The sequence below is a fragment of the Algoriphagus sp. genome (assembly GCF_039969895.1).
In the GTDB taxonomy this organism is placed as follows: domain Bacteria; phylum Bacteroidota; class Bacteroidia; order Cytophagales; family Cyclobacteriaceae; genus Algoriphagus.
Genome location: NZ_JBDVMZ010000007.1, coordinates 41,733 through 53,552 on the forward strand (window position 1 = coordinate 41,733; position 11,820 = coordinate 53,552).

At 41.0% G+C, this 11,820-nt stretch carries 10 protein-coding genes; 6 read left to right on the top strand and 4 right to left on the bottom strand.

Going from position 1 to position 11,820, the window contains the following annotated elements; translation table 11 throughout:
* Nucleotides 1–237 precede the first annotated feature (237 nt).
* The gene (locus tag ABJH64_RS03720; protein ID WP_348274185.1) at nt 238–1,371 is read right to left on the bottom strand and encodes an MBL fold metallo-hydrolase; all 1,134 of its coding nucleotides are present in this window, start codon (nt 1,369–1,371) and stop codon (nt 238–240) included.
* A 333-nt stretch (nt 1,372–1,704) separates the two neighbouring features.
* Between ABJH64_RS03720 and ABJH64_RS03725 the strand changes: the two genes are divergently transcribed.
* Together ABJH64_RS03725 and ABJH64_RS03730 are read left to right on the top strand one after the other, a co-directional pair.
* The gene (locus ABJH64_RS03725; protein WP_348274186.1) at nt 1,705–2,163 is read left to right on the top strand and encodes a (2Fe-2S)-binding protein; all 459 of its coding nucleotides are present in this window, start codon (nt 1,705–1,707) and stop codon (nt 2,161–2,163) included.
* A gap of 2 nt (nt 2,164–2,165) precedes the next feature.
* On the top strand, nt 2,166–4,331 hold the full coding sequence (locus ABJH64_RS03730) for a molybdopterin cofactor-binding domain-containing protein (RefSeq protein WP_348299016.1): 2,166 nt from the start codon (nt 2,166–2,168) through the stop codon (nt 4,329–4,331).
* 85 nt (nt 4,332–4,416) lie between these two features.
* Here the strand turns inward: ABJH64_RS03730 and ABJH64_RS03735 are convergent, their stop codons facing one another.
* Complete coding sequence (locus ABJH64_RS03735; RefSeq protein WP_348275313.1) at nt 4,417–4,761, bottom strand: hypothetical protein; 345 nt, start codon at nt 4,759–4,761, stop codon at nt 4,417–4,419.
* 665 nt (nt 4,762–5,426) lie between these two features.
* Between ABJH64_RS03735 and ABJH64_RS03740 the strand changes: the two genes are divergently transcribed.
* Entirely contained in the window at nt 5,427–6,575 is a 1,149-nt protein-coding gene (locus ABJH64_RS03740; RefSeq protein ID WP_348275314.1) for a cysteine desulfurase family protein, read from the top strand.
* 48 nt (nt 6,576–6,623) lie between these two features.
* Here ABJH64_RS03740 and ABJH64_RS03745 read toward each other — a convergent pair whose 3' ends face one another.
* Nucleotides 6,624–7,205 carry a nucleotidyltransferase family protein gene (locus ABJH64_RS03745; protein ID WP_348275315.1) on the bottom strand — a complete coding sequence of 194 codons (582 nt, stop codon included), beginning with the start codon at nt 7,203–7,205 and terminating at the stop codon, nt 6,624–6,626.
* A gap of 53 nt (nt 7,206–7,258) precedes the next feature.
* Complete coding sequence (locus ABJH64_RS03750; protein WP_348275316.1) at nt 7,259–8,365, bottom strand: XdhC/CoxI family protein; 1,107 nt, start codon at nt 8,363–8,365, stop codon at nt 7,259–7,261.
* A gap of 106 nt (nt 8,366–8,471) precedes the next feature.
* On the opposite strand from ABJH64_RS03750, the gene ABJH64_RS03755 reads away from it, so the two are divergent.
* The 3 genes from ABJH64_RS03755 to ABJH64_RS03765 all read left to right on the top strand — a co-directional run bounded on the left by ABJH64_RS03755 (nt 8,472) and on the right by ABJH64_RS03765 (nt 11,655).
* A complete protein-coding gene (locus ABJH64_RS03755) occupies nt 8,472–8,948 on the top strand; it encodes a hypothetical protein (RefSeq protein WP_348275317.1) in 477 nt (158 codons plus the stop codon).
* A gap of 338 nt (nt 8,949–9,286) precedes the next feature.
* Nucleotides 9,287–10,438, top strand: coding sequence for a hypothetical protein (locus ABJH64_RS03760; protein WP_348275318.1), 1,152 nt, complete (start codon nt 9,287–9,289; stop codon nt 10,436–10,438).
* Nucleotides 10,438–11,655, top strand: coding sequence for a ChbG/HpnK family deacetylase (locus tag ABJH64_RS03765; RefSeq protein ID WP_348275319.1), 1,218 nt, complete (start codon nt 10,438–10,440; stop codon nt 11,653–11,655). Before ABJH64_RS03760 ends, ABJH64_RS03765 begins: the two co-directional genes overlap by 1 nt.
* Nucleotides 11,656–11,820 lie beyond the last annotated feature (165 nt).

Here is an 11,820-nt window from a genome sequence, read left to right on the forward strand (position 1 = left end):
GATTTATTTGAGTGTCAAATTATAAAAATTGCCTTAAAACTTTCCCATTCCTAGAAAAACTGTTTGTCTTTGAATCTTACCTCGCCCTCAAAAATAGATTTCAGTTACGTCTTAAAGCTGATTTTAGTTGGAATGATACGTTCACTTTTTTCACAAAAAGGTCAAAAAAAACATAGAGAATAAGTTTATCTTGAGGACAAGCTCGCCCTATTCTTCAGGTTTGTGATGAATGAAATACTACTTAGTCATTAAATCTTTTGAAGCTGAATTTGGCGTAACCCACCATTTTCTAGTGGTCTTAAGATTTTTATCCAACTCTATAAATTCACCGATCTCTGGGACAAAAATAGGCTGATCAATTTCTTTAGATTTTGCCAATACACGTTCCACTGGGTCTGTCCAAGTATGCATAGCTAGGGTAAATGCTGCCCAGTGGATCGGCATAAAGATGCTTGCTTTGATATCTTTTGCTGCTTGGGCGGTTTCCTCAGGAATCATATGAATATCAGTCCAACGCTCGTTGTATTGCCCACATTCCATCATTGCAAAATTAAACGGACCGTATTTTTCTCCGATTTCTTTGAAATGAGGCCCATAGCCACTATCACCGCTAAAATAGATATTGTCTTTTTGACCACGTATCACCCAGGAGCCCCAAAGCGTAGAGAAGCGATTAGTAAGGCCTCTTCCAGAAAAATGTCTTGCGGGCGTAAGTGCCAAAAGTAAGCCATCAGCTTGAATTTCATCCCACCAGCCGAGTTCATGAATTTGAGATGGGTTGATGCCCCATTCTTCAAAGTGGGCTCCCATGCCTAATGGCATGTAGAACTCTTTTGTTTTATCTTTCAACTTCTTAATAGACTCATAATCAAGGTGGTCGTAATGATCATGGGACATGATGATTAGGTCGATTTGAGGAAGTTTTTCGATGGTTATTGGCAGTTCTTCACTGTATCGCTTCTTACCAAACAAGGGAGTAGGCGAGGGAACCTCACTGAACATCGGGTCTATTAGTATGTTTTTTCCTTCGATCTGAAGCAAAAAAGTTGAGTGACCAAACCAGACTAAGCGTGTTGGATGGTCTTTGTCCACTAATTCTAAGGAATCTCTCATTTCAACAGGCAAATCAAAATTGGGTCTCCTGTTTGGATCATTTTTCAAAAACTCAGGAAGCATCTTGATCGCCTCGGAGAACTCCATATCCAAATTGGTCGGAATCAGGTTGCTGAATTTACCATTTTCAAAATATTCAAGTTTTTCAAATTGAGCGATTTTTTCCTTTGATGAACTCCCTCCAAACTGCGGACTAAGACTGACAAAAAGTATAGCTATAATAGCTATTAGAAGAACAATTGAAAGGAAGGTAATCATTAGATATTTCAGTGTTTTGAATAAAAACTGGAGCATAGTGAGCCGTAAATGCAGGGAATAAACTATTGGCTTTAACTGAAAACCCCAAGAAAAGGTGCGAGATAGGACTTTAAATTTTAAAAGACCAAGGGCTTACCAAAACTCAAAGAATTCAGTTTTCAATTATATCCTCCGATAGTTTGTCTCTAAAGGGTCTTTGATTTTCCTTTAGATTCAATTGAAAATGACGCCTTCGTGAATTTGCAGAACACATAATCTCTGAATTTTGATAATCGGTTTCTATACCCCTCTGATTTTCTATATCTTAACCTCACAAAAAATCTATCTTATCCCATGGCAACAATAAACCTAAAAATCAACGGGAAGTCCCATACAGTTGATGTAGAAGAAGATACCCCGCTTTTGTGGGTGTTACGAGATCATCTTGGACTAGTTGGCACCAAGTATTCCTGTGGAGTAGCTCAATGTGGCGCTTGCACGGTTCACAAAAATGGCGAAGCGATTTTTTCCTGTATCACTCCAGCAGCAACTCTCACAGAGGACAAAATCACCACCATAGAAGGCTTATCTGAAGACGGAGATCATCCTGTCCAAAAAGCATGGGCTGAGGTGGATGTCGCACAATGCGGGTATTGTCAGGCGGGGCAGATAATGAATGCATCTGCTTTTTTGAAGAAAAATCCATCTCCAACTATGGACGAAATAGACGAAGCAATGAACAGAAATATCTGTCGCTGTGGTACCTATCATAAAATCAGAGAAGCCGTTGCGATGGCTGCTAAATCCAACTAATCATGGCAACAGGTACTAAAACAAATCGAAGAGATTTTCTCAAAATAGCCGGAACTACGGCTGGAGGCCTTTTCATTGGCTTTAACTGGATGAGTTGTGACTCTCCTAAAATGAAGGTGCTCAGCACAGAGGAAATACTTGGTCAAGCCAAGAATTTCAATGCTTTTCTATCCATCTCGCCAACAGGCGATATCGTGATTTACTCGCCAAATCCAGAGCTGGGGCAAAACATTAAGACTTCATTTCCGATGGTAGTAGCTGAAGAACTGGATGCAGACTGGAAAAATGTAAGAGTGCTGCAGGCAAACCTGGATACAGATAAATATGAGCGACAGCTTACTGGTGGCTCAGGTGCCATGCCTCATTCTTGGGAGCGGCTTCGCAAAGCTGGCGCTACTGCCAAGTATCTTTTAGTAGCCGCTGCCGCAAAAAAGTGGGAAGTTCCAGCTGAAGAATTGACTACCTCCGAAAGCGTGATATCTCACGATGCGAGTGGAAGGAAAATTGGCTATGGCGAAGTTGCGGAAGAAGCTTCTCTTCTGACAGCTCCTGAAGAGGTGATTTTGAAGGATAAAAAGGATTTCAAAATCATTGGAACTCCAGTCAAGAATGTAGAAAATGCAGCTATTTTCACTGGAGAACCACTTTTTGGTTTGGATTTCTATAGAGAAGGAATGCTGCATGCCATGATCCAACGTGCCCCTTTTGGCATGAAAATCAAATCTATAGATGACACTTCCGCCAGAAATGTAGTAGGGGTAAAGGATGTGGTGACATTTGAAAATTCGGTGGCAGTAGTGGGAACTTCCACTTGGCCGCTGATGAAAGCCAAAAAACTTTTGAAGGTGGAATATGAAGCCGATGGAAAAGTAGAGAGTTCGGCAGATCACGATCAAATTTTCAAAGATCTAATGGCTAATGGAAAAGCCGAAGTCAAGAGAGAAGATGGAAATGTAAAAGTAGCTTTCAAAAATGCTGCACAAGTAGTCAGCGCTGAATATCAGTGTCCATTTCTATCGCATTCGCCGATGGAACCGATGAATTTCTTTGCACATGTTCAAGCTGATAAAGTAGAATTAATTGGCCCAACACAAACTCCTGAAAGTGCCAGAAGAGCTGCTGCAGAAGTGTCTGGTGTCGCCCCGGAAAATATTTCTGTAGAAATCACCCGTTTAGGAGGTGGTTTTGGTAGGAGACTTCGTGCAGATTACGTAGCAGAAGCTGTCCATGTATCCAAAATGATGAATGCTCCTGTAAAACTAACTTGGAGTAGGGAAGACGATTTAACAGGTGGAGCCTACCGCCCAGCAGTTCGATATAGGTTCGAAGCAGCTTTAGATGCCGAGGGAAATATGACTGCATATAAGCTGAGAGGCGTAGGTATGAACACAGGTAATAGTACCCGGGAGCATAATTTCCCAGCTGGTGCGGTGGATAACCTATTGATAGACAATATCAATTATGAATCATCAATTACGACCAATGCGTGGCGTGCCCCGATCACTAATTTCTTGGCGTATGCTGAGCAATCATTCTTGGATGAGGTAGCGCTAGCAGCACAAAAAGATCCCGTTCAATTCCGGTTGGAACTGATGGAAAAAGCGAAAGCAAATCCAGTAGGAGGTGAGCTTCGCTATGATGTAGATCGAATGATTGGAGTTACTAAAACAGCTGCTGAGAAATCCAATTGGGGGAAAAACCCGAATGTCAAACAAGGCTTTTCAGTCTATTTTTCCCACAGAACCTATGTGGCACAAGTAGCTGATATCGAGATGGAAAATGGTACCCCATCTCTGAAAAAGATTCACGTAGTCACGGACTGTGGCATGGTAGTGAATCCTACCGGAGCTGATCACCAAGTTAGAGGGGGAGTAGTCGATGGAATGGGCCATGCGATGTATGGAAACCTAACTTTCGAAAATGGCCTTCCTACCCAAACCAACTTTGATAAATACCGCTTAATCCGTATGAAGGAAGTACCTGCTGTCGATAGCTATTATGTAGATAGCGGCTATGATCCTACTGGTTTGGGCGAGCCATGTCTTCCACCTACAGGCGGGGCTATTGCAAATGCGATTTTCAGTGCCACGGAACGTAGATTGAGAAGTCAGCCTTTTATAGATCAGAAGGAGTTTCAGGATTTGAATTTGGGTATTAAAAGAGCGTGATTTAGATAGGTGTAGGGACGATTTATCATTCCCCTACATTTAGCAATTCCAGCAGCTGGGGCGAAAAATTTTTCGCCCCAGCTTTTTATATCTCATCCATCCCTCTCTCCGGCCAGTATGGCCCTTTCAGGTTCAAATCACTACCGACGATTTCAAAAGTAATTTTCATATGATCCCGCTTTTGCTCGTGGATAGCAAGACAGGCATTGAAATGAACCAGATCGAATTCTAAATCGAAATCGCCCTCAGTTTCATTTTTAAAATTGATCTCTGAGTTTAAATCAACTCTTTCTGCTAATGCTCCTTCCTTCTTGAAATAGTAGGAAAGGAATATTCCCAACTCTTTCTGATTTTCGGCTAATAGTTGACTGATTGACTCTGAATCAGCGTTTTCCGATTTTGGTAGTTTGATGGTCCAGGTTTCTTGCATAGTCGAAAATAGGGTAGATTTGAAGTCAAAGTATTAATTGAAAGTCAATATTTATTACAATAAAAATGGTTCTACCCTGAATTTAATGGAATAGCAAGTTGGGTTTAAAACAAATATTCCTTTTAGAGAGTGTAGAATATGATTATCACTGCTTCAATTTTTCTTTCGGGACTAAAAATTAATAACACATTTCCACTTTTTCTATAGGTTTTTCTTTGTCACTTTTTGGCGGCCAAAAAGTAACCAAAAAGCCCTGAGCCGCGGTCTTTTCTTTCCGCTGTGAGATTTAGTGCTACTTTATGCTGAGTTAACAGCGGAATTTTGTACTGCATTTCACACCTAAAAATGACTGGATCTCCCTCGTACCTCGGGAGCTAAGTCATTTTCTTCACGGTGTTCAATTCATTACAAAACCGAAAATCCCGAACGGCTCACCCATCCGGATGTTAGCCTCTGGAAACCATCTTCATCAGTTAATTAGTTATTAATGCCATTAAATTCGTGGTAGTACCATAAAAATAATAGACTTACAATAATTCATCTTTCTCAATCAACTACCAAAAGGAATATTTCCTATGGATGTAAGAATTTTGAATCATCCCGAAAATAGCCAAATTGAAAGTGAGATCTGAACGAACAAACACCCAACAACTAACACCCAACAGATGAATTACCCCATTTACCTCGATTACAATGCCACTACGCCATGTACTCCTGAAGTCATAGAAGCGATGACACCATTTTTTGGAGAGCACTATGGAAATGCCGCCAGCAAATCACATGGTTATGGCTGGGTAGCCGAAAATGCTGTTGAAACAGCTCGTGAGCAAATTGGTAATTTAATCGGCGCCCAATCGAAAGAAATCATTATTACCTCAGGAGCTACTGAAGCCATTAATCTCGCAATTAAGGGGACTTTCGACTTATACAAAGGCGAAAAGCAACATTACATCACCTGCCAAACTGAGCATAAAGCGGTGCTGGACACAATGAGAGCCATTGAAGAAAGAGGAGCAGAGGTGACGTATCTGCCTGTGGACAGCAAAGGAACTATTGATTTGGAAGCATTGAAATCAAGCATTCGTGCCCATTCCAAAATGATTTGCCTCATGTGGGCAAATAATGAAACTGGAGTAATTCATCCAATTGCGGAGATTGCCCATCTAGCGGAAGAGCATGGAATAATTTTTTTTACAGATGGGGTACAGGCTGTGGGCAAAATTCCTGTTTCTGTAGATGGGATCCAAATGATGGCAATTTCTGCTCACAAACTCTATGGCCCGAAAGGCATCGGAGCCTTATATATTCGTCATAATCATACCTTACCTAAGCCAATTTCTCAAATTGATGGTGGCGGGCACGAGAAAGGCTTCCGAAGTGGCACGCTAAACGTTCCGGCGATTGTGGGTTTTGGCAAAGCTGCGGAACTTAGGATGGCTGAAATGAACAAAGAAGCAGAACGCTTGGAAATTCTACGTAATTTGCTTGAAGCTAAACTCTTGTTACTTCCGAACACCTCTTTGAATGGAAGTCAGAATAGACTTACTCATGTCACAAACATCGCTTTTGATGGAGTAGAAGGAGAGGATTTGCTTCGCAAAGTTTGTCAAAAAGTAGCCGTGAGCTCAGGTTCTGCCTGCACCAGCATCTCTCCAAAACCTTCTCACGTGCTGCAAGCGATGGGTTTGGATTCCGATTTGGGAAGAGCTTCGATTCGTTTTAGTTTAGGGAGAAAAACTAATGAGCAAGATGTGTTGGATGCGGTGGATTGGGTGGAGAGAGTGGTCGGGGAATTAAGAATGAAAAGTTATTAGTTGTAAGGTTGTTAGGTTAGCCTTCTACAGCTTACAAATCATCAACCTTTAAAGATTCAAGTCCCGCAAATCCTCCTCCGTATCTATATCAACTTTACCTTTTGGAAAGGAGACTGTCGCCAGGTCGTCCTTGTGGGCAGCCACCATATTTTTGGCACCCTCATCGCCGGTAAGGGCCATCAATTCTTTGAAATACGCAGATCCAAATAGAATAGGAACCCCGAAAGTCTTGGAGTATTCACAAGCAACTATGCCTTTGTCTTCCTTCTTTTGGGTAGCAATCAATTTATTAAGGATTTTGGCATCTACAAAAGGCTGATCACAGAGCATAATGATTACCTGATCTGGTTTGTCGAACTTCAGCATATATTCCAGTCCTACTTTGATGCTGGAAGACATGCCCTTTTCGAAGTGTTGATTGGGAATATTTGGAATACTGGCGCCGGAAAATGTCTTCTTGATTTCATCACGATTGGCTCCGAGAACTACTACTCGCTTATCTGCCTCACATTCGTTGGCTGCATCGATGGCGATCTGAAGTAAAGTTTTCTCTTTGTATTTGGCGATTTGCTTTGGGTAGCCAAGTCTAGTTGATTCTCCTGCTGCAAGTATGATGATTCCGGTTTTCATAGTAGTCTAATATTTTTTCAAATGCCCCCAAAAATCCGATTAAATTGGATTTTCTAGTGTATGGGACCATTCTTATTTCGCAGAAAGGTAGCTGGTTTTTTAGCCAAAACCGCTTTCACCTCCGCCAAAATGGATAAGGCGATCTCCTCTGATCCCTCCGCTCCAATATCCAAACCCATTGGGGAGAAGATATTCTCCTGATTCACAGTCAGTCCGTTCCTTTCCATTCTTTCAATAAGTTTCTCAGACTTTTTCTTCGGTCCTAGGATTCCAATATATGGCAGTTGAAAAGGCGCTAAATACGCTAAAACCTGTGCTTCATATTCAAAATTATGCGTCATCAAAAGCGCAGCAGAATTACTATCAATTTCTAGCTGCTGCACAACTTCGTCTCCTGGCCCTGTGATGATTTTTATAGCGGACGGAAATCGAAATGGTGTTGCCAAATTTTTCCTACCATCGATTAATATGACTTCCAAACCTAGAATTTCAGCCATTTTAGCTAGGGGAACGGTATCATTGCCAGCTCCAAAAAGTAGAATTCGAATAGCAGGTTTGATGGCCTCTATGAAAACCTGAATATTATCTAAGTCAGGATAGTGTCGAATAACATGCTGCGTAAAATCGCGCTCTTCCAACTCAGCCTGAATAGTCAACCAAAGGGAACTTTCAATTGATGTGGGGTCACCGAAAACCTGATTTTCCTTCAAAAGCACTTTGGTACCTACCTGTTCTTTTTTGGAATGCTTCACCGAAAAAACCGTGATCAAATTACAGTTAACGCGATCTGTGCATGCGATTTTCAGCAATTCAATTGGATTGATAGGATCATGATAGTCAATAGGTTCTATCAAAACATGTATAATTCCATTGCAGCCTAGCCCTACTCCGAATTTCTGATCATCTTCATCAGTGGTGTCATAGGTGACAAGCATGGATTTCTGTTGGAAGATCACTGTTTGAGCTTTGCGAAGCGCATCCCCTTCAAGGCACCCGCCAGAAATAGCACCCGTCAACTCCCCATCTTCAGAAACCAACATTCTGGCTCCAGGCCGTCGATAGGCCGAGCCATCTACCTGGACTACAGTGGCAAGGGCTACTTTTTTCCCTTCTTTTTGTAAGGTTTCGTAGGCGCTGATGATAGTTTGGATTTCTTTCATTGGATTATGAACGGGCTAAGTAGAAAAACTTCCTCCTCTTATTCAAGAATAATAATTTCGGCGGTAGAGATTTAGCAAAAATAAGTACAGGGAATTAACTTGCGGGATGCAAATCCCAAGTCTGGCTAAACTTAAAAAAGAACTTAGCTACCTCAGCGAGAAAGAATTGATAGAAATGGTGGTAGAGCTGAGCAAATTCAGCCGTGATAATAAGTCCTATCTATTTTTCAAACTAAACGAGAAAGACAATCCAGGATTGTACGTAGAAATGGTGCAGGAAGAACTGGAGGCTGATTTTCAAACTTCCAGAGGTGGCCACTCTTACTACGCCAAGAAAGCTGCCCAAAAGCTTCGTCGTAAGATGAATAAGCTACTCAAGCTTAGTAAAGTCAAAACCGATCAGATCGAAGTGCTCTTATTTTTCTGTGAAAAACTCAGAGAATACGGCTACATGCACCATAGAAATCCTGTGTTGGATAATATCTACCAGATGCAGTTATCCAAAGCAGTGAAACTTATCTCTGGATTGCATGAGGATTTGCAATTTGATTATGAAGGAAGAATAGAGGATTTGACTGCCTAATTTTTGAGGGTAGTTTTTAGCTAAAAAGGCATTTTTTTTAAAATCTCAGGATACATATCCGGGTGCTTACCAATCAAGAATTAAAAGCATTTTGTGATTTGGTTAGGTTAACAATTGGGGTCTCTTCGATCAACTGTCTTTGGAAATCATCCGGGGAAGAAGGGAATTTTGGATCTTGGCAAGATTGCGGATAATCATAAATTTTAGGATACAAAGGATTATAGCTGAAGCGGGAGAAGAATTTTTATAAATCATAAGTATCAATCTGTCACTAGTTTAATGGAGTAGTGCTATATTCATTTTTATAAAACTTTTCTCAACTTCCTAACCCCTCTGCCATGACAGGACTTATAGTACTGGACACTTTTATCAGCTTGGTTTTCATATTTCTGTTGTACAGTTTATTTACCATGACGCTGATAGAATCGCTTACATCTATTTTTAGCTCTAGGGCAAAAAATTTACTTGCAGGAATAGAGCGACTTCTTGCAGATGAAAGTGAGTCTAACAAACACAATCATACCCTAGTCAACTTGTTTTGGGCCTCCACGTCGAGTGTTCTTACCAAAGCATTTTATCAACATCCCTCCATCAGATACCTCGGACCCAAAGGAATCAATAGTAAACCTTCCTACATCAGTCCAGAGAGATTTAGTTTGACTGTGGTGGATTTGTTGCAAAAAGGACCTAATAGTAGCCAGGTGGAGAATATCAGTGCTGCTTTAGGAAACATTCCAACCTTTGATCTAAAAGAGTTAGAGGATACTATCAGAGACTTGGAGGAGGATATTGAAACTTTGAAAAGTATCGAAACTGTCAATGAGTTTCAACTAGAATCAGCCAAGCAAGAGCTTACTTATCTCCAATTAGAATTAGAAAATCGAAGGAAATCGATCAGCCCTTTTTTACCCCTCAATTTTAAAATGAGTCCAGATACCAGCTATCAATTCAATCTACTTTGGAATGAAGCAAGTGATGATATCGAAAAATTCAAGGCGCTACTGGAGCAATGGTATAATGATCAGATGGATAGAATCTCGGGATGGTACAAGCGCAAATTATCCCTGTTGACTTTTATCCTAGGTTTTATAATCGCTTGCTCTTTTAAAGTTGACACCATACAGCTGGCTATGGATCTTTCGAAAAATGAGGACCTTAGGACCATATATGTGGAAGGCGCTAAGGATATGCTCGCACAAAATAAAACTGTGGACACGGTGAATCTTGACGAATACAAAAAGTATTTTGATGATAAACTGCAGGAAAATAACTTGGTTTTTTCAGTCACTGACATAAGTTTTAAAGACATCACACCCCTCAACGTAATAGGTTTTTTGATCACAGCTTTTGCTATTTCATTGGGAGCCCCTTTTTGGTTTGATATGCTCAGTAAACTGATGCGCGTACGGACTTCATTGCAGCCGGCGGATACGACACCTTCCAAATCAACACCTTCAACAGAAGGAAAGAATACTAAAGCTGTAGGATAATGGAGACTTATAAAGGAACAGTGACTCATTTGGTCAATGCTAGGATTTTCAAGCCTTCTGTCAATGCGCCCATTTCCCAAGAGTTGCAGCCCCGATGGGATGTGGAAATTTCCCATGCTATCCTTGGAGAAATGCATCGCGGATCGGACCTCTGGTATGTTTTGACCAATCGAACTTTTGTGTGGAGTGGGGCTATTTTCACTAGTCAGCTTGTACCCTTAGTGCAGAAGAAGTACTTAATCACTGCAGATGATATTGGAGTGGTCAAGGAAATTGACCTTGGAGCAAAGCTTGCCCTAAAGAATGGTTGGATTAATTCCATCGCTGTGCTGATCAATAGAACAGGAGACAAAGATGATGAGCAGCTCGACAGTCTTTATCAATTTCTTCAAAATACCACGCTAATGAATACTAATACGCTTTTGTCGCAGACTACGCATGTTGGTTTACATTACACTATTACTTCAGGCCGACCAGTTTCAGCATTGCAAAATGTAGATAGACTGGTCTGTGGAACAGGTTTTTTTCCCGAATATCAAACGTTGGACAACGAGTATTCAACGGATGACTATGTGAATCAAGCCATGCTAGAACTGGAGGCTCAATACACCAAATTCAAACGCATCTTCAAGCAAGAGCCCGCTCATCTCACTTCACACCATGATGTCCACACGTTCACCTATCCTCTTTTCAAAAGCATCCATGCTTGGGCTTTAGCGCACCAAATACCGATTAGATCACATAGTTTCTTACCCCCACTTAGGCGGGAATTTTATGATTTGGGAGTAAAGCTGAATTTGCCATCTATCAAAACTATGAATTCCTGGTCTTCCCAATTGGGTTGTAAGTCCTCGGCTGATCATACGCTCGTAGGCCATTATGGCCCGGCACCGTTTCTTCCATTGCTTAGCCTAAAAAGTGCTGTAAAGACAAAACATCGCACGCTCGATCAGGGTATTTATGATTTTCTGGTGAGCAGAGACGAAACGCGAGAAATCATGGTACATATTATCAAATCAGATTTCACTAAAAAGAAGGAATTCAAGGACTTTTACGAACCTTTTTGTAAAGAATATCCAGGAGTTGATTCTCGGTATTTTGCAGGTAGGGTGGCAGAGTATATGTCGCTGCAAACCAGAAAATTAGCATCACAGCAGAAAGCAAATAACTACTTAGTATCATTAGACTTTGCGCCTGTAGCGTTAAGGTTAATTTAGTGTTCAGTTCCATTCTCAGGAAATAATAGACTTCCTAGCATAAATACAGTTTGGAAAACTCAAAGATTGAGGAGGCTGCTTTTCCCCTAAATCTTGCTAAGCAGACACCTAAGCGAACAAGCAACTAAAGGGATAAAGTCACTCATGGAAAAATGACTTGTCAAC